Origin of the sequence: Alloyangia pacifica, assembly GCF_900116195.1 — a bacterium.
GTDB lineage: Bacteria > Pseudomonadota > Alphaproteobacteria > Rhodobacterales > Rhodobacteraceae > Salipiger > Salipiger pacificus.
The window spans coordinates 67,029-90,630 of record NZ_FOZW01000007.1; the positions used below are offsets into that span (position 1 = coordinate 67,029).

The 23,602-nt window shown below is 67.5% G+C and carries 20 protein-coding genes; 14 read left to right on the forward strand and 6 right to left on the reverse strand.

What is annotated here, in order from left to right:
- Positions 1 to 7 precede the first annotated feature (7 nt).
- A complete protein-coding gene (gene mutS, locus BM397_RS15485) occupies positions 8 to 2,647 on the reverse strand; it encodes a DNA mismatch repair protein MutS (RefSeq protein ID WP_245696094.1) in 2,640 nt (879 codons plus the stop codon).
- A gap of 143 nt (positions 2,648 to 2,790) precedes the next feature.
- Between mutS and BM397_RS15490 the strand changes: the two genes are divergently transcribed.
- Both BM397_RS15490 and BM397_RS15495 read left to right on the forward strand, forming a co-directional pair.
- A complete protein-coding gene (locus BM397_RS15490) occupies positions 2,791 to 5,046 on the forward strand; it encodes an NADP-dependent malic enzyme (protein ID WP_092425683.1) in 2,256 nt (751 codons plus the stop codon).
- A gap of 67 nt (positions 5,047 to 5,113) precedes the next feature.
- A complete protein-coding gene (locus tag BM397_RS15495; RefSeq protein ID WP_092425685.1) occupies positions 5,114 to 5,986 on the forward strand; it encodes a ribokinase in 873 nt (290 codons plus the stop codon).
- 42 nt (positions 5,987 to 6,028) lie between these two features.
- Here the strand turns inward: BM397_RS15495 and msrA are convergent, their stop codons facing one another.
- Positions 6,029 to 6,685 (reverse strand): peptide-methionine (S)-S-oxide reductase MsrA, encoded by a 657-nt coding sequence (gene msrA / locus BM397_RS15500; RefSeq protein ID WP_245696095.1) that lies wholly within the window; start codon positions 6,683 to 6,685, stop codon positions 6,029 to 6,031.
- A gap of 203 nt (positions 6,686 to 6,888) precedes the next feature.
- Here msrA and BM397_RS15505 point away from each other — a divergent pair, with 203 nt between their 5' ends.
- The gene (locus tag BM397_RS15505) at positions 6,889 to 7,137 is read left to right on the forward strand and encodes a sulfotransferase-like domain-containing protein (RefSeq protein ID WP_176806689.1); all 249 of its coding nucleotides are present in this window, start codon (positions 6,889 to 6,891) and stop codon (positions 7,135 to 7,137) included.
- 712 nt (positions 7,138 to 7,849) lie between these two features.
- Here BM397_RS15505 and BM397_RS15510 read toward each other — a convergent pair.
- Together BM397_RS15510 and BM397_RS15515 are read right to left on the reverse strand one after the other, a co-directional pair.
- On the reverse strand, positions 7,850 to 8,266 hold the full coding sequence (locus BM397_RS15510; protein ID WP_092425690.1) for a DUF1810 domain-containing protein: 417 nt from the start codon (positions 8,264 to 8,266) through the stop codon (positions 7,850 to 7,852).
- 208 nt (positions 8,267 to 8,474) lie between these two features.
- Positions 8,475 to 9,695 carry an argininosuccinate synthase gene (locus BM397_RS15515; RefSeq protein ID WP_092425692.1) on the reverse strand — a complete coding sequence of 407 codons (1,221 nt, stop codon included), beginning with the start codon at positions 9,693 to 9,695 and terminating at the stop codon, positions 8,475 to 8,477.
- A 132-nt stretch (positions 9,696 to 9,827) separates the two neighbouring features.
- Between BM397_RS15515 and BM397_RS15520 the strand changes: the two genes are divergently transcribed.
- Positions 9,828 to 10,565, forward strand: coding sequence for a hypothetical protein (locus BM397_RS15520; protein WP_092425694.1), 738 nt, complete (start codon positions 9,828 to 9,830; stop codon positions 10,563 to 10,565).
- 62 nt (positions 10,566 to 10,627) lie between these two features.
- Entirely contained in the window at positions 10,628 to 11,854 is a 1,227-nt protein-coding gene (gene ilvA / locus BM397_RS15525) for a threonine ammonia-lyase IlvA (RefSeq protein WP_092425696.1), read from the forward strand.
- A gap of 58 nt (positions 11,855 to 11,912) precedes the next feature.
- On the opposite strand, the gene BM397_RS15530 is transcribed toward ilvA, so the two are convergent.
- On the reverse strand, positions 11,913 to 12,443 hold the full coding sequence (locus BM397_RS15530) for an Hpt domain-containing protein (protein WP_092425698.1): 531 nt from the start codon (positions 12,441 to 12,443) through the stop codon (positions 11,913 to 11,915).
- Positions 12,444 to 12,622: 179 nt separating this feature from the next.
- On the opposite strand from BM397_RS15530, the gene BM397_RS15535 reads away from it, so the two are divergent.
- Positions 12,623 to 13,846 carry a PP2C family protein-serine/threonine phosphatase gene (locus BM397_RS15535; RefSeq protein ID WP_245696096.1) on the forward strand — a complete coding sequence of 408 codons (1,224 nt, stop codon included), beginning with the start codon at positions 12,623 to 12,625 and terminating at the stop codon, positions 13,844 to 13,846.
- A 90-nt stretch (positions 13,847 to 13,936) separates the two neighbouring features.
- On the opposite strand, the gene BM397_RS15540 is transcribed toward BM397_RS15535, so the two are convergent.
- Positions 13,937 to 14,374, reverse strand: a complete 438-nt coding sequence (locus BM397_RS15540) for an NUDIX hydrolase (protein WP_092425700.1) — start codon at positions 14,372 to 14,374, stop codon at positions 13,937 to 13,939.
- A gap of 76 nt (positions 14,375 to 14,450) precedes the next feature.
- Between BM397_RS15540 and hslO the strand changes: the two genes are divergently transcribed.
- The 8 genes from hslO (at position 14,451) to BM397_RS15580 (ending at position 23,463) form a co-directional block, all read left to right on the forward strand.
- Positions 14,451 to 15,446, forward strand: coding sequence for an Hsp33 family molecular chaperone HslO (gene hslO, locus BM397_RS15545; RefSeq protein WP_092425702.1), 996 nt, complete (start codon positions 14,451 to 14,453; stop codon positions 15,444 to 15,446).
- The gene (locus tag BM397_RS15550) at positions 15,443 to 16,045 is read left to right on the forward strand and encodes a CoA pyrophosphatase (protein ID WP_092425704.1); all 603 of its coding nucleotides are present in this window, start codon (positions 15,443 to 15,445) and stop codon (positions 16,043 to 16,045) included. The genes hslO and BM397_RS15550 overlap by 4 nt, the downstream gene beginning before the upstream one ends.
- A complete protein-coding gene (locus tag BM397_RS15555; RefSeq protein ID WP_245696097.1) occupies positions 16,042 to 17,205 on the forward strand; it encodes a CCA tRNA nucleotidyltransferase in 1,164 nt (387 codons plus the stop codon). Before BM397_RS15550 ends, BM397_RS15555 begins: the two co-directional genes overlap by 4 nt.
- 9 nt (positions 17,206 to 17,214) lie before the next feature.
- Positions 17,215 to 17,796, forward strand: coding sequence for a LysE family translocator (locus BM397_RS15560; protein ID WP_092425706.1), 582 nt, complete (start codon positions 17,215 to 17,217; stop codon positions 17,794 to 17,796).
- Positions 17,797 to 17,838: 42 nt separating this feature from the next.
- On the forward strand, positions 17,839 to 19,695 hold the full coding sequence (locus tag BM397_RS15565) for an ABC transporter ATP-binding protein (protein ID WP_092425707.1): 1,857 nt from the start codon (positions 17,839 to 17,841) through the stop codon (positions 19,693 to 19,695).
- Between the two features lie 27 nt (positions 19,696 to 19,722).
- A complete protein-coding gene (locus BM397_RS15570; protein ID WP_092425709.1) occupies positions 19,723 to 21,555 on the forward strand; it encodes an ABC transporter ATP-binding protein in 1,833 nt (610 codons plus the stop codon).
- Positions 21,556 to 21,626: 71 nt separating this feature from the next.
- The gene (locus BM397_RS15575) at positions 21,627 to 22,844 is read left to right on the forward strand and encodes a class I SAM-dependent RNA methyltransferase (RefSeq protein WP_092425711.1); all 1,218 of its coding nucleotides are present in this window, start codon (positions 21,627 to 21,629) and stop codon (positions 22,842 to 22,844) included.
- A gap of 97 nt (positions 22,845 to 22,941) precedes the next feature.
- Positions 22,942 to 23,463 (forward strand): L,D-transpeptidase family protein, encoded by a 522-nt coding sequence (locus BM397_RS15580; protein ID WP_176806691.1) that lies wholly within the window; start codon positions 22,942 to 22,944, stop codon positions 23,461 to 23,463.
- Positions 23,464 to 23,602: the final 139 nt, after the last annotated feature.

Here is a 23,602-nt window from a genome sequence, read left to right on the forward strand (position 1 = left end):
AACGCGCTTATCCCTTCATCAGACCCTTCAGCTCGTAAAGCGCCTGCAGCGCCTCGCGCGGGGTCATCTCGTCTGGCAGCAGGGTGTCGAGCCGCTCTTCGACCACCGATGGGCCTTTCGGCGCCGCAACAGGCTCTGGTTTCGCCGCTGCCGAGAACAGCGGCAGGTCGTCGATCAGTGCCTTGGGTGAGGTGCGGCCGCGCTCGCCTTCCTCGAGTGCGCTCAGCACGTCGCGGGCGCGGGCGATCACCGCGGGCGGCAGACCGGCGAGCTGAGCCACCTGCACGCCGTAGGAACGGTCGGCGGCACCCTCGCGCACCTCGTGCAGGAAGATCACCTCGCCCTCCCACTCCTTCACCGCGACGGTGGCATTGCCGACGCCCTCGAGCTTGGCGGCGAGCTGGGTCAGCTCGTGGTAGTGCGTGGCAAAGAGCCCGCGCACGCGGTTCACCCCGTGCAGATGCTCGAGCGTTGCCCAGGCGATCGACAGGCCGTCATAGGTCGCCGTGCCGCGGCCGATCTCGTCGAGGATCACCAGCGCCCGGTCGTCCGCCTGGTTGAGGATGGCGGCAGTCTCGACCATCTCGACCATGAAGGTCGAGCGGCCGCGCGCGAGGTCGTCGGAGGCACCGACACGGCTGAAGATCTGGCTGACCACACCCAGATGCGCGCGGTCGGCAGGCACGTAGGAGCCCATCTGCGCCAGCAGGGCGATCAGCGCGTTCTGCCGCAGGTAGGTCGACTTACCGGCCATGTTGGGGCCGGTCAGCAGCGTCACCGCCGCGCCCTCGCCATTGGCGTTCAGGGCGCAATCATTGGCGATGAAGGGCGCGCCGCCCTGCTGCTGCAGTGCGCGTTCCACCACCGGGTGACGGCCCGCGACGATCTCGAAGGCGCGGCTGTCGTCAACCTGCGGGCGGGCCCACTTCTGGGCCTTCGCAAGATCCGACAGGCCAAGCGCCACGTCGAACTCCGCCAGCGACAGGCCGGTTTCCGACACCTGCGGCGCGCGCTCCAGAATGGCACCCTTCAGGCTTTCGTAGAGCCTCTTTTCAATCTCCAGCGCCTCGTTACCGGCGTTCAGGATGCGGGTTTCCAGCTCGGTCAGCTCGACCGTGGTGAAGCGCACCTGGTTGGCGGTGGTCTGGCGATGGATGAAGATCTCGCTCAGCGGCGCCGACATCATCTTCTCGGCATGGGTGGCGGTGGTCTCGATGAAGTAGCCCAGCACGTTGTTGTGCTTGATCTTCAGGGAATTCACCCCGGCCATCTCGGCGTATTTCGCCTGCATCGAGGCGATCACACCGCGGCCCTGGTCGCGGAGCGTGCGGGCCTCGTCGAGCTGCGCATCGTAGCCCGGTGCGATGAAGCCGCCGTCGCGCACCATCAGCGGCGGCTCGGCGATGAGCGCGGTCTCGAGCATGGCGATCAGCTCGTCATGGCCGGTCAGTGTTTCACGTGCATCACGCAGAAGCGGCGGCAACTCGGCCCCGTTCAGGGTCTCGGCGATCTCCTCGGCCTGCGCCAGCGCGTTGCGCACGGCGGCCAGATCGCGCGGCCCGCCACGGTCGAGACCGAGCCGCGAGAGCGCGCGGTCAAGATCGGGCACCTTGCGCAGGCTCTCGCGCAGGAGCTTGGCCTCGGCGCTTTCCATCGCCCAGTCCAGAGCCTGAAGCCGGGCTTCTATCACCCCTAGATTGCGTGAAGGGGATGAAACTCGCCTTTCAAGCAGGCGCGCACCGCCGGGCGTCACCGTCCGGTCGATCACCGACAGCAGCGAGCCGGCGCGGCCGCCGTTCATCGAATGCGTCAGCTCGAGGTTGCGGCGGGTGGCGGCGTCGATCTGCAAGAGGTTCGAGACCGCATCGCGCTGCGGCGGGCGGAGCAGGGGCAAACGGCCCTTTTGGGTGATGTCGAGATAGTCGACAAGCGCGCCGAGGGCCGAGAGCTCGGGCCGCTCGAAGGCCCCGAAGCCCGAAAGCGTCTGCACGGCAAAGAGCCGTTTCAGTCTCTCTTCCGCGCCGGTGGAGTCAAAGGAGGCCGCGCCCAGCACGGTGGGGTAGATGCCGAGATCGCTCAGCACCGGGCGCAGCTCTTCGTCGGTGCTGTCGGAGACCAGCACCTCTGAGGGCGCGAGCCGCGCCAGTTCGGCACCGATGCGCGCGCGGCTCAGCGGCATGACATGCAGCGCGCCGGTGGAAATGTCGGTCCAGGCCAGCGCCCAATCGTCCCTGATACGGCCCAAAGCGGCGAGGTAGTTGTGACGGCGGGCTTCCAGCAGCGACTCCTCGGTGAGGGTGCCGGGGGTCACCAGCCGCACCACGTCGCGCTTCACCACCGACTTGTGGCCGCGCTTCTTCGCTTCGGCTGGGCTTTCCAGCTGCTCACCCACGGCGACGCGGAAGCCCTTGCGGATCAGCGTCAGCAGGTAGCCCTCGGCCGCGTGCACCGGCACGCCGCACATCGGGATGTCGTCACCGGCGTGCTTGCCGCGCTTGGTCAGGGCGATGTCCAGCGCTTCGGACGCCGCCACCGCGTCGTCGAAGAACATCTCGTAGAAGTCGCCCATCCGGTAGAAGAGGAGCGCGTCCGGATACTGCGCCTTGATCTCAAGATATTGCGCCATCATCGGCGTGACTGCCGTCATCTAGTCCCCCAGTGCTGCTTGGCGCAGACATACCAAAGCGCGCGGGGGCGGCGAAAGGCGAAATGCACCCGGTCGAGCGCAGTTGAGCCAAGCCTTCCGCTGCGCTAAGAGAAACGCCGCTCATACCGGAGGAACGCAGGCCAATGACAAAAACAAAATTCACCCGTGAAGAGGCGCTTGCCTTCCACCTCGATCCGACTCCCGGCAAATGGGAAGTGACCGCGACGGTCCCGATGACCACGCAGCGCGACCTGAGCCTTGCCTATTCCCCGGGTGTGGCGGTTCCCTGCGAGGAGATCGCAGCCAACCCCGAACTGGCCTATGACTACACCAACAAGGGCAACCTGGTTGCGGTGATCTCGAACGGCACCGCGGTTCTGGGTCTCGGCAACCTCGGCGCGCTGGGCGGCAAGCCGGTGATGGAGGGCAAGTCGGTGCTCTTCAAGCGCTTCGCCGACGTGAACTCGATCGATATCGAGCTCGACACCGAGGACCCCGAGGAGTTCATCAAGGCCTGCAAGCTGATGGGGCCGACCTTCGGCGGCATCAACCTCGAGGACATCAAGGCGCCGGAATGCTTCATCATCGAGCAGCGCCTGAAGGAAGAGATGGACATCCCGGTCTTCCACGACGACCAGCACGGCACGGCGGTGATCTGCGCCGCGGGTCTGATCAACGCACTGCACCTCTCGGGCAAGAAGATCGAAGAGGTGAAGATCGTGCTCAATGGCGCAGGGGCGGCGGGCATCGCCTGCCTCGAACTGCTGAAGTCCATGGGCGCGCAGCATGACAACTGCATCATGTGCGACACCAAGGGGGTGATCTACCAGGGCCGCACCGAGGGCATGAACCAGTGGAAGTCGGCGCATGCGGCCAACACCAAGCTGCGCACCCTCGAAGAGGCGATGGTCGGTGCGGATGTCTTCCTTGGTGTCTCTGCCAAGGGCGCGGTGACACAGGACATGGTCAAGAGCATGGCCGACAACCCCGTCATCTTCGCCATGGCGAACCCCGACCCCGAGATCACCCCGGAGGAGGCGCATGAGGTGCGGGTCGATGCCATCGTCGCCACCGGCCGTTCGGACTACCCGAACCAGGTGAACAACGTGCTCGGCTTCCCCTATCTCTTCCGCGGCGCGCTCGACATCCACGCCCGCGCGATCAACGACGAGATGAAGATCGCCTGCGCCAACGCGCTGGCCGAGCTGGCGCGCGAAGACGTGCCCGACGAGGTGGCGCTGGCCTACGGCAAGTCGCTGACCTTCGGCCGCGACTACATCATCCCGACGCCCTTCGATCCGCGGCTCATCCACCGCATCCCGCCCGCCGTGGCGCGCGCCGGCATGGACACCGGCGCGGCGCGCCGCCCGATCATCGACATCGAGGCCTACGAGGCCGGGCTGCGCGGGCGCATGGACCCCACCGCCTCGGTGCTGCGCAGCATCAACAGCCGCGCGCGGGCCGCGCAGTCGCGGATGATCTTTGCCGAGGGCGACGATCCGCGCGTGCTGCGGGCCGCGGTCATGTACCAGCGCAACGGCTTCGGCAAGGCCGTGGTGGTGGGTCGCGAGGCCGACGTGAAGGAGAAGCTCGAGGCCAGCGGCCTCGGCGACGCGGTGCGCGAGATCAAGGTGGTCAACGCCGCCAACACGCCGCACCTCGAGGCCTACAAGGAGTTCCTCTACAAGCGCCTGCAGCGCAAGGGCTACGACCGCCAGGACGTGCACCGGCTGGCCGCGCGCGACCGTCACGTCTTTGCCGCGCTGATGCTGGCGCATGGGCACGGTGACGGGCTGATCACCGGCGCGACGCGCAAGTCGGCGCATGTGCTCGAGGCGATCAACCATGTCTATGACGCCGATGCAGAGCATGGCGTCGCCGGGGTCACCGCGCTGCTGCACAAGGGCCGCATCGTGCTGATCAGCGACACGCTGGTGCAGGAATGGCCCGAGGCGGAAGACCTGGCGAATATCGCCGAGCGCGGTGCCGACGTCGCCCGCCACCTCGGCCTCGAGCCGCGGGTCGCCTTCGTCTCCTTCTCGACCTTCGGCTACCCGGTGTCGGAGCGCGCCTCGAAGATGCACCGCGCGCCGAAGATCCTCGACGAGCGCGGCGTCGATTTCGAGTACGAGGGTGAGATGACCGTCGACGTGGCGCTCAACACCCGCGCGCAGGAGAACTACCCGTTCCAGCGCCTGACCGGCCCGGCCAACGTCCTGGTGGTGCCGGCGCGGCACTCCGCCTCGATCTCGGTGAAGCTGATGCAGGAGATGGCCGGTGCCACGGTGATCGGCCCGATCCTCGCCGGCATCGACAGCTCGATCCAGATCTGCTCGACGACGATGACCGCCAATGACATTCTCAACATGGCGGTGCTGGCGGCCTGCAAGGTCGGCTGACCCGGCCCCGCGCCTGCCGGGACAGTCCGGCAGGCGTATTTACCGGAACAATGAAAGGCGCGCGCGCATGGCGATCTACAACCTCGGGTCCATCAACGCGGACATGACCTACCGCGTGCCGCATCTCCTGGCCCCGGGCGAGACGCTGGCGACCACGGCGCTGAGCCGCGGGCTGGGCGGCAAGGGCGCCAACATGTCGGTGGCCGCGGCGCGGGCCGGGGCGCAGGTGCGCCACCTCGGCGCGGTCGGCGAGGACGGGCGCTGGGCGATCGAGCGGCTGACCGAATACGGTGTCGACACAAGACAGATCTCGGTGCTTTCGGAGCCAACCGGCCATGCCATCATCATGCTCGACCGGAAGGCCGAGAACTGCATCCTGATCTACCCGGGCGCCAACCGCGCGCTCTCGGTCGAGCGCATCGAGGCGGGGCTCTCCGAGGCCACGCCCGACGACTTCTTCGTCTTCCAGAACGAGACCAACGCGCAGCGCGAGGCGGCCGAGCTGGCCTCGTCGCGCGGGCTGCGGGTGGCCTATGCCGCGGCGCCCTTCGATGCCGACGCGGTGACGTTGGTGCTGCCGTTGCTCGACCTGCTGGTGCTCAACGAGATCGAGGCGGGCCAGCTCGAGCAGGCGACCGGCCAGAGCATCGAGACGATCCCGGTGCGCGACGTGGTGGTGACGCTGGGCGGGCGCGGCTGCCGCTGGATCAACACCGACTCGCGCGAGATCCGCGACTTCTCGGCGCTGCCGGTGACCCCGGTGGACACCACCGGCGCGGGCGACACCTTCACCGGCTACCTGCTCGCCGGGCTCGACCGCGGCTTGCCGATGCCGACCTCGATCGAACTGGCGCAGCGCGCCGCCGCGATCATGGTCACTCGCCAGGGCACCGCCGACGTGATCCCCGACCTCAAGGAGGTCACCGAACACCGCTTCTGAGCGGCGGCGCTCCGGCTTCCGGGAACGGCAACCCCGGGCGCCTCAGCCCCCCGCGAAGGGCGCGGCGCTGCCCCAGAGCTGACGCACCCGCGCATCGCGGCCGCAGGCCTCGCGGTAGCGCTTGTAGGCCGAGGACTGCCGCAACGGCCCGAAGCGGGTCAGCACGAGGCCGGATCCCTTGTAGTAATCCTGATGGTCCGCCTCGGCGGGCCAGAAGTGTCCGGCCTGCAGCACCGGCGTGACGATCTTCTGCCCCAGCGCGGCCTGCGCCTGTGACTTGGCGGTTTCCGCCGCCTTCTTCTGCGCCGGGCCATTGGCGAAGATCGCCGTGCGGTAGCTCTCGCCCCGGTCGCAGAACTGCCCGCCCGCATCGGTGGGGTCGATCGAACGGAAGAACAGCGCATAGAGTTCGTCGGTGCTGACGCGGCTGTCGTCATAGATGATCCGCGCCGCCTCGTAATGGCCGGTGCCGCCGCGGCTGACCTGCTTGTAGCTGGGGTTCTGCACGCTGCCGCCGGTGTAGCCGGAGATCACTTCGCGCACGCCGCGGACCTTCTCGAAATCAGCCTCGACGCACCAGAAGCAGCCGCCGGCAACGATGATCTCGCGCGTGGCGGAGGCCGCCGGAAGCCCGGTGGACAGGGCCGCGAGCGCGGCCAGGAACAGTCCCGAAACAAGGCGTTTCATTTGGTGTTTCATGTGACCCTCCTCCTCTTTTCCATCAGCCTGCGCCCGCGTCGTCGGCCGATCAACGGTTTTCCGGAGGTCTCACCGCTTGGTGAGGGCGGAGTTTTCCTTTTTCTTTTTCTTCGCGCGCGGGGTCGCGTGCCGGAATCGACAAGATCAGCGCGCAGCGGGCGGAGGAGAGGCTCGGCATCTTCCTTCCGCGCGCCGGTGAGGGCATGGGATCCCGCCAGCGGTCCGAACTCCGCGACGAGATCCGCGACGCGGGTCAGGCGCCTGTGGTGATCGTCAGCCCCGACATCCGCCGCGATCCCGAGGGTTTTCTGCGCCGGCTCTGCGCCGCCATCGGGCTGGCATACGACCCGGCGATGTTGGGCCAGCCGGCTGGCGGCCATGCGCAGGATGGCGTCTGGGCGCCGCATTGGCAGGCCTCCGTGCACCGCCCCACCGGCTTTGCCGGGCCATAGGGCCCGCTGCCCCGGCTTTCGGCAGCGGCGGCTGTTGCAGAGGGCGGGCGGAGGGCCCGCGATCCCGGCTTGCGCTGCGGCCGGTTCCCGACCTTCCGAGTCGCAGGGGGCCGAGCCTTGGAGATGCTCGCCAGCGACGCTGACCCCATCCTCCGGAAAATTTCGAAAAAAGTTGCACGCCCCCGAAACTCTTCGCCGCGTGGTTGCGTGTATGGTGCAAGACCGTCGCGATAGAGGCTGTTGCTCCTGCTCCTGCGCCGCGGTTGCAATGGTAACGAGTGACTCTGGTTTGCTTCGGGTCTGGTCGACAGGTGTTGTTAACGATTTGCCGCCATCCTTCCCCAAGGACCTGTGGCGGAACCTGACCAGACCGCGGGCAATGAAAGCCCGGTTGCCGGGGGATTTTCCCGCCGGCCACCGCAGAAGGACAGATTGCCGGTTGCGCAGACCGGACAAATCCATTGCACCGATCCCAGGCGAAGGGTCCGGAGGGACGCTTCGCGGTGCTCTGAAGCTAAGGCGCGCTTGCGTATCCCCACCTCGGCGCGTCTTGGGCCGCCTCCGGTGTCGTGACCGGGGGCGGCATTGTTTTCGGGGGGCCGGGTTCAGAGGCAGATCCTCTTCAGCGCGATCCTCTTCAGCGACAGGCATCGGGCTGGCCCGGCGCGCGGTTCATCGGCGCATCGCCTGAATTCAGCCCCCGTCTTTCGCGTCATGCCTCCAGCGCACTGCGGGTCACCGGGCAGCGACTGCCGCCATAGAAGGTCTCGAGCACCTGGGAAAGGACCGTCGGTGCGCCGGGTACGGCCTCGAAGAGGGTCATGCAGGAGCGGACCTTCAGGGCATCCACCGGACCGAGCATATCCTCGGCGCTGCGATCCGGATGGCGCAGCAGCCAGCCCGCCGCTTCGGCGAGTCGCGGACCGAGCACGGGGTGGCCCAGGTAGGCGCGGGCCGCGTCGAGATCGCGCAGTCCGAAATGCCGCGCCCGCGGCGAGCGGCCGAGGGTCTCGAGCTGGGGGAAGACCCACCAGATCCAATGGGTGAGTTTGCGACCGTCCTGTAGCTCGCGTGTGACCTGCGGCCAGACCCGTGCCTGGGCGTCGAGAAATTCCTGTAGCTCCGCCATGTCAAAGCCCTCCACCTTGCGCGCAAGTCTAGCGCGGCGGCGGCGGAAAGCGAGCCGGGGCGCTGCCCCGCCCGCGCTGCGCGCGGACTCCCCGGGATATTTGGACCATGTGGAATGCGGGCGCGCGCGCAGATCTTCCACATGGAAAAAATATCCCCGCCGGAGGCATGCCCGGCGGGGATCATTCAGGTCAGCGCTGGGACGGGGCTCAGCCTTTCAAGCGGCGGTTCCGCGCGGCCAGCAGCTTCAGGCGCAGGGCGTTGAGCTGGATGAAGCCCGCGGCGTCCTGCTGGTCGTAGGCGCCGGCGTCATCCTCGAAGGTGACATGGGCCTCGGAGTAGAGCGAGTGGTCCGACCAGCGTGCCACGGTACGCGCCGAGCCCTTGTAGAGCTTCAGGCGGACGGTGCCGCTGACGTGCTCCTGGCTCTTGTCGATCAGCGCCTGCAGCATCTCGCGCTCGGGCGAGAACCAGAAGCCGTTGTAGATCAGCTCGGCGTAGCGCGGCATGATCGAATCCTTGAGGTGACCGGCGCCGGAATCGAGGGTGATCTGCTCGATGCCGCGGTGCGCCTCGAGCAGCACGGTGCCGCCCGGGGTCTCGTAAACGCCGCGCGACTTCATGCCGACGAAGCGGTTTTCCACGAGATCGAGAACGCCGATGCCGTGCTTGCCGCCGAGCTCGTTGAGCTTGGTGAGGATCGTCGCGGGCGACATCGCCTCGCCGTTGATCGCCACGGCGTCTCCCTTCTCGAAGGTGATCTCGATGTATTCGGGCTCGTTCGGCGCCTGCTCGACCGGCACGGTGCGCTGCAGCACGTAGTCGGGGGCCTGCTCGGCGGGGTTCTCCAGAACCTTGCCCTCGGAGGAGGTGTGCAGCAGGTTCGCGTCCACGGAGAAGGGTGCCTCGCCGCGCTTGTCCTTGGCGATCGGAATCTGGTTCTTCTCGGCGAAGTCGATGAGCTTGGTGCGCGAGGTCAGGTCCCACAGGCGCCAGGGCGCGATCACCTTGATGTCAGGGTTCAGCGCGTAGGCGGCCAGCTCGAAGCGGACCTGGTCGTTGCCCTTGCCGGTGGCGCCATGGGCCACGGCATCGGCGCCGGTCGCCGCGGCGATCTCGACGAGGCGCTTGGAGATCAGCGGGCGGGCGATCGAGGTGCCCAGCAGGTAGAGCCCTTCGTAGAGCGCATTGGCGCGGAACATCGGGAAGACGAAGTCACGCACGAACTCTTCGCGCAGGTCTTCGATGTGGATTTCTTTCACGCCCAGCATCTCTGCCTTGGCGCGGGCGGGTTCCAGCTCTTCACCCTGGCCGAGATCGGCGGTGAAGGTGACGACCTCGCAGCCGTATTCGGCCTGCAGCCATTTCAGGATGATCGAGGTGTCGAGGCCCCCGGAATAGGCCAGGACGACTTTCTTGGGCGCGGACATGGGCTTTCCCTCACGTATGAACTGGCCTCGCGCATTACTGGGTTTTATTGCGGGTATCAAGGATCGCACGTTGACCTATCGGCGTCATATGCTAGCGGTCGGCCAAGTAATTGAGAAACGGGTGAGGGTTTCATGAAGGGCTGGCGCATTTTTCTGCATTCGCTGCGGATGGTGATCGACAATATCGGCACCGCGCTGCGGGTGTCGCTGGTGCTCTACCTCGTGCAGGTCGCCAGCCAGATCGCCACCTACCTGCATCCTTCCGAAACCGGGCCCGACGGGATGCCCGTGACGATGATCGGCGTGCCCGCGCTCGCGCTCATGGTGCTGGCGGTGCTGGCAAGCCTGTGGATCGCGGTGGCGTGGCACCGTTTCGTGCTGACCGGCGAGGAGCCGCGCGGCTGGCTGCCGCAATGGCACGGCGGCGAGATCCTCGGCTATTTCGGCCGCTCGATCCTCATCGCGCTGGTGATCTTCCTTGGCATGATGCTCTCGGCCATCCCGGTGGCGCTGGTCGGCGCCGCCGTGCCGGCACTCGCCCCGGTGCTCGTCTTCGGCCTCGTGGGTCTGGGCGGCTACCTGTTCTTCCGGCTCGGCCTGATCCTGCCCGCCTCCGCGCTGGGCGAGAAGCTGACCCTGAAACAGGCCTGGCGCGCCACCTCTGATGACGATGGCGCGGTGGTGACGCTGGCGCTGCTGGTGATCGGCGGCTCGCTGCTGGTCGAGCTTCCGGCGCTGATCGACGACAGCGCCGGCTCGATCGTCAACCTGGTCTACGGCCTGGTGATCAACTGGTTCGCCACGATGATCGGCATCTCGGTGCTGACCTCGCTCTACGGCCACTTCGTCGAGAAACGCCCGATCGGGTGAGCTGATCGGCGGGACCGGCTCCGCTCTTGCGCAGGGCGCGCGGATGCGCCACTGCGTAGGGCATGGATGATTTTCTCGCTCACGCCCGCGCCGCCACGCAGGAGATGCGCTCGGTCTTTCCCGAGACGCCGCTGCTGCGCAACGATCACCTCTCGGCGATCTTCGGCGCCGACATCTGGCTCAAGCGCGAGGACCTGAGCCCGGTGCGCAGCTACAAGCTGCGCGGCGCCTTCAACGCCATGCGCAAACGGCCCGAGGTGCAGACCTTCGTGGCGGCCAGCGCCGGCAACCACGCGCAGGGCGTGGCCTACATGTGCCGCCAGTTCGACAAGACCGGGGTGATCTTCATGCCGGTGACCACGCCGCAGCAGAAGATCCAGAAGACCCGCATGTTCGGCGGCGAGAACGTCGAGATTCGCCTGATCGGGGACTATTTCGACGAATGCCTCAGCGCCGCGCAGGAGTATTGCGCCGAGATCGGCGGGCATTTCCTGTCGCCCTTCGACGACGAGGACGTGATCGAAGGGCAGGCCACGGTGGCGGTCGAGATCGAAACGCAGCTCGGCCGGGTGCCGGATCACCTGGTGATCCCGGTGGGCGGCGGCGGGCTCGGCTCGGGGCTGCTGAGCTATTTCGGCACCTCGACCAACTACACATTCGTCGAGCCGCTGGGCGGCGCCTGCCTGCGGGCGGCGCTGGAGGCGGGCAAGCCGGTGACCCTGCCGGGGGTGAACAACTTCGCCGACGGCGCGGCGGTGGCGCGGATCGGGGCGAAGACCTTCGAGGTGCTGAAGGGGGTCGGGCTGGCCAACACGCTGACCGTCGACGAGGACCGGCTCTGCACCACCATGCTCGACATGCTGAACGTCGAGGGCGTGGTGCTCGAACCCGCCGGGGCGCTGTCGATCGACGCGCTGAAAGACCTTGGCCAGTCGATCAAGGGCAAGACCGTGGTCTGCATCACCTCGGGCGGGAATTTCGATTTCGAGCGGTTGCCCGAGGTCAAGGAACGGGCACAGCGCTACTCGGGGGTGAAGAAATACTTCATCCTGCGGCTGCCGCAGCGCCCCGGCGCGCTGAAGGATTTCCTCAACCTGCTTGGTCCGGAGGATGACATCGCCCGCTTCGAGTACCTGAAGAAGTCGGCGCGCAACTTCGGTTCTGTCCTGATCGGAATCGAGACCGTGGATCCGGAGAATTTCGACCGGCTGTTCGGGGCGCTGGACGCGCGCGGCTATGCCTATCGCGACATTACCGACGACGAGGTTCTGGCGCAGTTCGTGATCTGAAGACGCCTGCGCCGGGCACTGCGGCCGGGACTGCGCAGGTCCTGTCGCCCGGGTGCGCTCAGGCGGCGCGCAGTGCCGGAAGCCGCTCGAGGAATTCCTCGAGCGAGCGGGCGTAGCAGCGGCGCAGCAGGTCGGGATCCAGCGGCGCGCCGAGCCCGGCGCTGATCGCCAGTTCGCCGGCTTCGCAGAGCATCGAGAGCCTCCGGAAGCCCAGGTTCAGCGTGCTGCCCTTGAGAAAATGCAGCTGCTCGGACAGGTCCTGCAGCTTCTCGGCGCGGGCGGGCAGACGGTCGAGCGTGGCCCGCACCTCGGTCAGGAACAGGGCGACGACCTCGTCGAAATCCTCAAGCCCGATCTCGTCGCGCAGCTCGGCCACCCGGTGCCAGTCGACAAGCGGACCGGCCGGATCCGTCGGAGCCGCCCAGGTGAGAGGCGACCCGGCAAGATATGTCTCTCTTTCGAGGGATTCCGTGACCTCTGACCCGGCAACCTCAGACCGGCTCGGGTCGATTGCAGGGGTGTGCGGCGCTGTGGCCTGCGCCCTGGTCGAGGGGGCGCCCGGCAGCTCGGGAGATGAGGACTTGGTCATTTGGGATACCTCCTGCGCGCAGGCTCGCAGGAAAAGCTGAACGGAGTGTTTCGGGCCGCGTCTCCGTTCCGAGCCTCTGCACCGGGTGAAAGCACGCATTAACGTCCGCACGCTAGTTTGCGCTCCGGTCAGGGCAAACCTCGAAAGGATGCGCGGTGCTCCCATACGCGGCAGACTCTTTGGAACCGCGATCGGGTCAGGCACCGATCCGGCGGGTGTTGGTGGTGGACGACAGCCCGTTGCAGCTGAAGATCCTGTCGTCGATGCTGCAGCGCTGGGGGCTGGAGGTGTCGCAGGCGCAAAGCGGTGCCGAGGCGCTGCAGGTCTGCGACCGGCTGCGGCCCGATGCGGTGCTTTCGGACTGGATGATGCCCGGCATGGACGGTCTGGAGTTCTGCCGCCGCTTCCGGACGCAATGCGGCGAGCGCTACGGTTATTTCATCCTGCTCACCAGCAAGAGCGACAAGGCCGAGATCGCGCGCGGGCTGGACGCCGGGGCGGATGACTTCCTGACCAAGCCTGTAAACGCCGGCGAGTTGCGGGCGCGGATCAACGCCGGGGCGCGGATCCTGCAGATGCAGCGGCAGCTCTCGGCGACGTTGGGGCGCCTGCAGGCGGCCTATGACGCAGTCGACCGTGACCTGCGGCAGGCGCGCACCATCCAGGAGGCGTTGGTGCCGCGCCGCAGCCGGCGCATCGGCGCCTCGCAGGTGAGCCTTCTGCTCAAGCCCTGTGGCCACGTCGGCGGCGATCTGGTGGGCAGCTTCTCGCATTGCGAGCGCAGCGTCGGGCTCTACAGCATCGACGTCTCGGGGCATGGCATCACCTCGGCGCTGATGACCGCGCGGATCGCCGGGCTGCTGGGTGGGGACTTCCCGGACCAGAACATCGCGCTCGAGCGGATCGTGCATGGCACGCTGTTCCGCCCACCCGAGGAGGTGGCGCGACGGCTCAACGACCGGCTCGTCGCCGATCCGGGGGTCGAGGAATATCTGACCATGGCCTACGCGGTCGCCGATCTCGATTCCGGCAAGGTCGAGCTGGTGCAGGCGGGTCATCCGCCGCCGTTGCTGCTGCACGCCGGGGGTGGGGCGGATTTCGTCGGGCAGGGCGGGCTGCCGGTGGGGCTGATCCCCGGTGCGCGCTTCGAGCGCCTGAGCCTGCAGTTGCGACCCGGAGACCGGCTGTTGCTCTATTCCGACGGGATCACCGAGGCGCTGATGCCCGATGGCAGGCAGCTCGACCTCGCGGGGCTGCGGGCGCTGGCGCTCGAGGTGCAGGGGCAGGGTACGGAATACCTCGACGACCTGTTCTGGCGGCTCACCCAGCGCACGCGCAGTGGCGTGCGGCTGGAGGACGATGTCTCGGCGGCGCTGCTGGAGTTCGGCGGGATCCAGGCCTGATTGGCCCGGATCAGGCTCGTTTGCGGCAGGTCAGCCCCGGTCCGGAGCCGGTCACGGGGCGATCATTCTCTAGGTCGGGCCAGATTGGTTTCAGGCAAGCGCGCGGCGCAGGAAGTCGCGGTCTCCGGGGTTCCCGAGGATTTCCGAGGCCAGCACCGGGTCCATCCAGACCGCCTGGTGACCGGGCTCGCTCGGCGCGCCGAGCGGGCGCACCGGGCGGGCGGCGTAGATGATGCAGAGCTTCTCGGCCCAGAGGTCGTATTCCGGCATGTAGGTGAACCGGCGGAACGCCCCGAGCCGGCGCGGCGCGGCGATCTTCCAGCCGGTTTCCTCGAAAACCTCCCGGTGCAGGGCCGCGATCGGCGACTCGCCCGCGTCGATGCCGCCGCCCGGCAGCTGGTACTCTGGCCAGGGGTCTGCCTGATGGGTGACCAGCACCGCCCCGTTTCGCGGCAGGATTGCATAGGCCCCGGGGCGCAGGGTGTACCGGCGCCCGGATTCAGGCGGCTCGCCGTATCTTGCGGTCATCGGTCCCCCTTGGTTCCCGTGTTTTTGCTGCTTATATGGGGCCGATATGCCAAGATCCGGCAGATAAGGAAACCCCATGACCATCGGCAGCAAACTCGCCTGGGACGATACCGTCCTGCCATTTCAATTGGATCACGCCGACATCCGGGGCCGCGTTGCGCGGCTCGACGGGGTGCTGAACGGGGTCCTCAGCCAACACGACTACCCGGAGCCTGTCGAGGCTCTGATCGCGGAAATGACTCTGCTGACCGCGCTGATCGGCCAGACCATGAAGCTGCGCTGGAAGCTCTCGCTGCAGGTGCAGACCCGTGGCGCGCTGCGCATGATCGCGACCGATTACTTCGCCCCGACGAAAGAGGGTGAGCCGGCCCGCCTGCGCGCCTACGCCAGCTTCGACCGAGAGCAGATCACCGACGCGCCGGCCTACGACCAGCTCGAGGACGGCTATTTCGCCGTGCTCATCGACCAGGGCAAGGGCACCACGCCCTACCAGGGCATCACCCCGCTGGCGGGCGGTGCGCTGGCGCGCTGTGCCGAGAGCTATTTTGCCCAGTCCGAGCAGATCCCGACCCGCTTCATGCTCAACTTCGGCAATGTGCCGCAGGCGGATGGCAGCTCGCACTGGCGGGCCGGCGGCGTGATGCTGCAGCACATGCCCAAGGCCTCGCCCTTCGCCAAACCGACGGTCGACGGCGAGGGCGGCACCGGCGAGAACGGCGTGCTGCGTCCCGAGGACCTGCTCGGCGATACGGACGACGGTGAGAACTGGCGCCGCGTGAACTTCCACCTCGACACGGTGGACGAGCTGGAACTGATCGGCCCGGACCTGCCTCCGACCGACCTTCTGGTGCGTCTCTACCACGAGGAAGGTCCGCGGGTCTTCGACGCGCAGCCGGTGCGTTTCGGCTGCACCTGCTCCGAGGACCGCGTGCGCCAGTCGCTGTCGATCTACTCGGCGCGGGACATCGAGAAGATGACCACCGAGGACGGCAAGGTCACCGCCGACTGCCAGTTCTGCGGCGCGCACTACGAGCTTGATCCGGAAACGGTCGGGTTCGAGGCCAAGAAGTGAGCCGGGTCCGGGATCAGATCGATCTGCTGAAACGGGCGCTGGAGGCAGACTCCGGTGCCTCGTCCGATTTCGATCTGAACCCGGGCACGGTCCTGCCGGAGGGGCGCAAGCTGCGTCCCGCCGGCGTCCTCGCGGGCTTTGTTGCCTGCGAGCAGGGGCTCGAGCTCGTGCTGACCAAACGCAGCTCGCGGCTGAAGCACCACCCCGGCCAGATCGCCTTTCCCGGTGGCAAGGTCGACCCCGGCGACGAGGACGCGGTGGCCGCCGCCCTGCGTGAGGCGCGCGAGGAGGTCGGCCTGTCGGAAAGCCGGGTGGATGTGCTGGGCACGCTGCCCGCGCATGAGACGGTCACCGGCTTCCAGGTGACCCCGGTCATCGGCCTTGTCATGTATGATTTCGATCCTGTTCCGGAGCCCGGCGAGGTGGCCGAGGTCTTCCGCGTGCCCTTCGAGCACATTGCCGCGCTAGGCAATTACCGCGTCCAGGGGCGGCATTGGCAGGGGGCCACGCGGCGTTACTGGACGGTGCCCTTCGGCCCCTATTACATCTGGGGCGCGACGGCACGGATGCTGCGCGGACTGGCGGAGCGCATGGTATGAGCCTCGGAAAGACCACGGTAACCGGTGACTGGCTGACCCGCGCCGAGACGCAGCAGGTTCTGGCCATGCTCGAAGATGGCGGGCATCAGGGCTACGTGGTCGGCGGCTGCGTGCGCAACGCGCTGATGGGCGTGCCGGTGAGCGACGTGGACATCGCCAGCGATGCACGGCCCGAGCGGGTGGTCGAACTGGCGCAGGCCGCCGGGCTGAAGCCGGTGCCGACGGGCATCGAGCATGGCACGGTAACGGTGGTGGCGGGCGGCATCGGTCACGAGATCACCACCTTCCGCGCCGACACCGAGACCGATGGCCGCCGTGCCGTGGTGCGCTTCTCGGGGGATATCGCCGAGGATGCGGCGCGGCGCGATTTCACCATGAATGCGCTCTACGCCGACGCACGGGGTCTGATCCGCGACCCGCTGGACGGGCTTCCGGATCTGCGCGCCCGCCGCGTGCGCTTCATCGGCACCGCCACCGACCGCATCCGCGAGGATTACCTGCGGACCCTGCGCTACTTCCGTTTCTCCGCCTGGTACGGCGATCCCGAGCAGGGCTTCGACTCAGAGGCGCTGGCGGGCATTGCCGAGACGCTCGACGGGCTCGATACCCTGTCGCGCGAGCGGGTCGGGCAGGAGATGCTGCGCCTGCTGGCCGCGCCCGATCCCGTTCCGGCGGTTTCGGTCATGGCGCAGGTCGGCGTGCTGGCGCATGTGCTGCCCGGGGCCTCGGTGATCGCTCTGGGCCCGCTGGTGGCCGAGGAACAGCGACTGTCCGTCGCCCCCGATGGCCTGCGCCGGCTCGCCTGCCTCGGCGCCGAAGAGCCTGATCTGCGGCTCTCGAAGGCGCAGCAGCGTCAACTTTCCCTGTATCAGAGCCTGATCGGCGAGCCGCAGGGCCCTGCGGAACTGGCCTATCGTCACGGCGGCGAGGTGGCGCAGAGCGTGCTCCTGCTGCGTGCCGCGAGCTTCCAGCAGCCGGTCACGGAAGACGCTCTCTTCGAGATGGCCAGGGGCACCGAGGTCCGCTTCCCGCTCTCGGCCAAGGATTTCATGCCTGCGCTCAAGGGCCCCGCGCTGGGCGAGGCGCTGCGCGACGCCGAGAAACGCTGGATCGGATCGGGTTTCACGCTTACCAAGACGGAACTTCTGTCTGACGAGTAAGCGCACTACATGACTCTCGACCCGCTCTACGCCTTTGTCTTCTTCGGGCTCTTCTCGCCGGGTCCCAATGTCATCCTCCTCACGGCCTCGGGCGCGCGTTTCGGCGTGAAACGCACCTTGCCGCATCTCTTCGGCGTGGTGATCGGCGTCGGCATCACCGCCGGGCTCACCGGGCTCGGCATCGCGGCGCTGCTGCAGCAGATGCCCCGGCTCGAGTTCGCGCTGCGCGTCGCGGCCAGCGCCTGGATGCTCTACATGGCCTGGGGTCTGTGGAATTCCGAGCGCCGCAAGAAGGCCGAGGCAGAGCGCCCCATGACGCTGATCGAGGGCGCGCTCTTCCAATGGGTGAACCCCAAGGTCTGGGCGGTGGCGCTGGCGGCGGCCTCGGCCTACCCGTCGATGATGGGCCCCTGGGGTGAGGCGCTGCGGCTGGGCTCGGCCTTTTCGGGTCTGAACCTCTTTTGCTGCCTCTTCTGGACCTCGGCGGGCGCGCTGCTGACCTACCTTCTGGCGACCCCGGCGGCCTGGCGCTGGTTCACGCGGGTGATGGCGCTCGCGCTGGCAAGTTTTTCCGTCATGGTGTTCCTGTAAGGCCTGACCTAGACCTAGCGTCATCTTTTCAGGACCTGACCCATGTTTCGCCGTTTCGAGAGCATGGTCGATCCTTATGTGGACTATCCGCAGACGGACCGGCCCCCGACCAAGCTGCTGCCCTTCATGCTGGACTATTCCCGGCCGTTCCGCCGGGTCTTCGTCTGGACGGCGCTGCTCTCGGTCGTGGTCGCCAGCATCGAGATCGGGCTGATCTGGGCCATGGGCTGGGTCGTCGACATCCTCGGCGGCGAGCCGGCGCAGGTCTGGGAGGCTCATGGCTGGCAGCTGATCGGGCTCGCGCTGTTCATCCTGTTGCTGCGACCGCTGTTCCAGGCGCTCGACGTGCTGCTGCTGAACAATGCGATCATGCCCAACTTCGGCACGCTGGTGCGCTGGCGCGCGCATAAACAGGTTCTGCGCCAGTCGATCGGCTGGTTCGAGAATGATTTCGCCGGGCGCATCGCCAACCGCATCATGCAGACACCCCCGGCGGCGGGCGAGGCGGTGTTCCAGGTCTTCGACGCGATCACCTTCTCGATCTCCTATCTCGTGGGGGCGCTGGTGCTGCTCGGGGATGCCGATGTGCGGCTGGTGATCCCGATGCTGCTCTGGCTGGCGCTCTACGGCGCGCTGATGAAATGGACGGTCACCCGCGTCGGCGCGGCGTCCAAGGCTGCCTCGGATGCGCGCAGCTTCGTCACCGGGCGGGTGGTGGATGCCTATACCAACATCCACTCGGTGAAGATGTTCGCCCACGACCGGCAGGAGCTCGACTACGCCAAGGAGGCGATCGAGGAGGCGCGGCAGACCTTCCAGGCCGAGATGCGGATCTACACGTTGATGGATCTCGGGCTGATGATCCTCAACGGGCTGCTCATCGTGGGGGTCGTCGGCTGGGCCATTGCCCTGTGGATGCAGGGGCAGGCCAGCACCGGCGCGGTGGCGGCGGCAACGGCATTGACGCTGAGGCTCAACGCGATGACCGGCTGGATCATGTGGGCGCTGACCACCTTCTTCCGCCAGCTCGGCGTGGTGGCCGAAGGGATGGAGACCATCGCCCAGCCGATCGAATTGGTCGATGCGCCGGATGCGAAACCTTTGCAGGTGACCGCGGGGGAGATTGCCGTCTCGGATCTCTCGCACCACTACGGGCGCGGCTGGGGCGGGCTCGACCGGGTGACGCTGACCATCAGGCCGGGCGAGAAGATCGGCCTCGTGGGCCGCTCGGGGACCGGGAAATCGACCCTCGTGAAGCTGCTTCTGCGGTTCTACGACCCCGAAACGGGCCGGATCGAGATCGACGGGCAGGACATCACCCGGGTGACGCAGGACAGCCTGCGGCGGCAGATCGGCATGGTGCAGCAGGACAGCGCGCTGATGCACCGCTCGGTGCGCGAGAACCTGCTCTACGGTCGCCCCGAGGCCAGCGAGGGACAGATGATCGAGGCCGCGAAACAGGCGCAGGCGCATGAGTTCATCCTGACGCTGGAAGACGGGCTGGGGCGGCGCGGCTATGACGCCCATGTGGGCGAGCGCGGCGTGAAACTCTCGGGCGGCCAGCGGCAGCGCATCGCGCTGGCGCGGGTGATCCTCAAGGATGCGCCGATCCTCATTCTCGACGAGGCCACCTCGGCGCTCGACAGCGAGGTCGAGGCGGCGATCCAGGACACGCTCTACGGCATGATGGAGGGCAAGACGGTGATCGCCATCGCGCACCGGCTGTCGACCATCGCCGCCATGGATCGCATTCTGGTGATGGACGGCGGGCACATCGTCGAAGAGGGTGCACATGACGCGCTTTTGGCCCAAGCTGGCCTATATGCAGGATTCTGGGCGCGCCAGTCCGGCGGGTTCCTCGACCCCGACGCCGACAGCCAAGCGCAGGACACCGCATGAACTGACCCAAGACCGAGAGGGCGAGGCATGAGCCTTTCCGACATGATAGACCCGTTTTCCCGCGCCCATACACCGCCGCCGCAGACGCTGGGCCGCTTCGTGCTCTGGGCGCTGCGCGGCGCCTGGCCGGTGCTGATCCCGGCGGGGATCCTCTCGGCGCTGGGCGGGGTCTTCGAGGTGATGTCGGCAAAGCTGCTGGGCGACGTGATCGACAAGACCCTGAGCAGCCCCGCCAGCACGGTCTTTGCCGATCACTGGCTGTTCCTGCTGCTCTGCGCCGCCTTCTTCATCCTGCTGCGGCCGGGGATCGCCGGGCTCTCGGCCTACGTGCAGTCGGTCGTCATGCAGCCCAACGTGTTCAACCTGATCCTCAGCCGGGTGCACCGTTACACGCTGGGCCATTCGGTGACCTTCTTCGACAATGATTTCGCCGGGCGCATCTCGCAGAAGGAGATGCAGACCGCGCGGGCGCTGAACGACGTGATCTCCGAGGTCATCCAGGCGGTGCTCTTCGCGCTCGCGTCGGTGATCGGCTCGGTCTGGCTGGTCGGCTCGATCGACTGGCGCATCGGGCTGGCGCTGATCGGCTGGATCGTCGTCTACGGCCTGCTGCTGCGCCACTTCATGCCGCGCATCCGCACCCGCTCGAAGGCGCGGGCCGCCGCGCGCGCGATGGTTACCGGGCAGCTGGTCGACACGGTGACCAACATCAAGACCGTGAAGCTCTTTGCCCATGACGAGTTCGAGGACCGCGCCGCGCTCGACGCCATGTCGACCTACCGCGAGCGGTTCATCGCCTTTGGTTACATCGCCTCGGCCTTCCGCTTCTGGCTGATGGCGCTGGCGGGCACGCTGCCGGTGCTGCTGATCGGCGGCGCGCTGGCCTTCTGGTCGCAGGGCTACGTCACCGCGGGCGACATCGCCGCCACCGGCGCCGTCGCCATCCGACTCAGCCAGATGACCGGCTGGGTCAGTTTCACGCTGATGGGCATCTACGCCAATATCGGCGAGATCGAGGACGGCATCCGCACGATCACCCCCGACCACACGCTGCTCGACGCGCCGGACGCCCCGGCTCTGGCGGTGCCGCAGGGGCGCATCGAGTTCCGCGACGCGGGCTTTGCCTATGGCCGCGAAGAGGGCGGCGTCGAGCATATCGCGCTGGACATCGCGCCAGCCGAGAAGGTCGGCATCGTCGGCGCCTCGGGGGCCGGGAAGTCCACCCTCGTGGCGCTGCTGCTGCGGCTCTACGACACGGAAAAGGGCGGCATCTTCATCGACGGGCAGAACATCGCGGGCGTCACGCAGGAGAGCCTGCGGCGGCAGATCGGCATGGTCACGCAGGAGACCGCCATGTTCAACCGCTCGGCGCTGGACAACATCCGCTATGGCCGCCCCGATGCCACGATGGAAGAGGTGATCGCCGCAGCCGAGAAGGCCGAGGCGCATGAGTTCATCCTGCACCTGCGCGACCACATGGGGCGCACCGGCTATGACGCGCACCTCGGCGAGCGCGGTGTGAAGCTCTCGGGCGGGCAGCGGCAGCGCATTGCGCTGGCCCGGGCGATCCTCAAGGACGCGCCGATCCTGGTGATGGACGAGGCCACCTCGGCACTCGACTCCGAGGTCGAGGCCTCGATCCAGCGCGCGCTCGAGCGGGTGATGGAGGGCAAGACGGTTCTCGCGATCGCGCACCGGCTGTCGACCATCGCCAGCATGGACCGCATCGTGGTGCTTGATCAGGGGCGCATCGTCGAGCAGGGCAGCCACGACGCGCTCTTGGCGCGGAACGGGCTCTACGCGCGCTACTGGAACCGCCAGAGCGGCGGCGTGATCGACCCGCAGGAAGCGGCGGAATAGAGGCTGCGCGGGGCCGTGCGTCCGGCGGATCAGGCTTGCGCGGAGACCCGGTTGGGGGCATGAGGCGGCGCATGGAACAGGTCACAATCGAACGTCTCGGGCACCAGGGGGACGGCATCGCCGCCGGTCCCGTCTTCGTGCCCGGCACTCTGCCCGGCGAGCTTGTCGAGGGCGAGATCACCGGCGGCACCATGGACGCGCCGCGCATCCTCAGGCCCTCGGAGATGCGGGTCAGCGCGCCCTGCCGGCACGCGAAGACCTGCGGCGGCTGCCAGCTGCAGCACGCCCGCCCCGATTTCGTCGCCGAGTGGAAGCAATCGGTGGTGCGCCACGCGCTCGCCGCCCACGGCATCGAGACCGCGTTCCGCGAGATTGCCACCTCGCCCGAGCAGACCCGCCGCCGCGCCGGCTTCTCGGCCAAGCGCACCAAGAAGGGCGCGCAGGTCGGCTTTCACCGCAAGCGCTCCGATGTGATCGTCGAAGTGCCCGATTGCCGCGTGATAGACCCGAAACTGGCCGCAGCGCTGCCGCTGGTCGAGGCGCTGGCGGTGCTCGGCGCAAGCCGCAAGGCCGAGCTGTCGGTGATGGTCACCACCAGCCACGGCGGGCTCGACGTGGTCGCCAGGGGCGGCAAGGAAGCCGATGCGCAGATGCAGCAGCAGCTCTCCGAGCTGGCACGGCAGCATGACTGCGCGCGCATCGCCTGGGGCGAGGACGTGGTGCTGACCCGCCGCCCGCCGATGCAGAAGCTGGGCCGGGCCGAGGTCTCGCCGCCGCCGGGTGCCTTCCTGCAGGCGACGCCGCAGGGCGAGGCGGCGCTGCTGGCCGATGTGCTGGAATATATCGACGGTGCTGCCCACGTGGTCGATCTCTTTGCCGGCTGCGGCACCTTCGCCCTGCCGATTGCCGAGAAGGCGCGGGTGCATGCGGTCGAAGGCGACAAGGCGATGACCCAGGCGCTGGATCACGGCTGGCGTCACGCGCAGGGTCTGCGCCACGTGACGACCGAGGCGCGCGACCTCTTCCGCAATCCGCTGCTGCCCGAGGATCTGGCGCGTTTCGATGCCGCGGTGATCGACCCGCCCCGGGCCGGGGCCGAGGCGCAGGTGGCGCAGCTCTGCGAGACGAAAATCCCGCGCATCGCCTTTGTTTCGTGCAACCCGGTGACCTTTGCCCGCGATGCGGCGGCGCTGCTCAGGGCCGGCTACGTGCTGGACGGGCTGCGGGTGGTGGACCAGTTCCGCTGGTCGACCCACATCGAGCTCGTTGCAGGATTCAAAAGGCAATAGTGCCGAGATTCCGACGACTTCCTGCCAACTCCTCCTATCGCGATGCCGCAGTGTGCTGTATAACTGTGGCAAAATAAGAACGAGTGAGACAGGCAAGATGTTTATTGGCAGGCACGTGCTCGTGCTGGCAGCAGTGTTGCTGCTTGCCGCCTGCGGCGGTGGGCGGGAACAGCCGAGCATGAAATTCAGGTCCTACAGCGGGCCGTCGGTTACCCATGTCGTGGTGCACAAGCAGGCGCGCAAGATGTACCTGTTGCACCACGATCAGATCATGAAGGTCTATGACGTCGGACTCGGCTTCAGCCCGACCGGCGACAAGAAGATCGAGGGTGACGGCAAGACGCCCGAGGGTCTCTACATGATCGACCGGCGCAACCCGAACTCGCGGTTCCACCTGAGCCTCGGGATCGATTACCCCAACGCCGCCGACCGCGCCGAGGCGCGCTATCTCGGCAAAAGCCCGGGCGGGGACATCTTCATCCATGGCCGTCCTGCCGCCTATCAGAACGGGGTCTGGGACTGGACCTGGGGCTGCATCGCGGTGACCGATCGCGAGATGGAGGACATCTACGCGATGATTCGCACCGACAGGCCCACGCCGATCCTGATCATGCCCTGATCACGCCCCGCGCGGGCTTTGACACGATGACCACCGACAGGCCGTCCCCAGGGGCGGCCTTTTACTTGGGCGGACCGCTCTATGCGCCGCGCGATCTGCTGCGCCGGAAGCAAAAAGACCGCCCCGAGGGGCGGCCTTT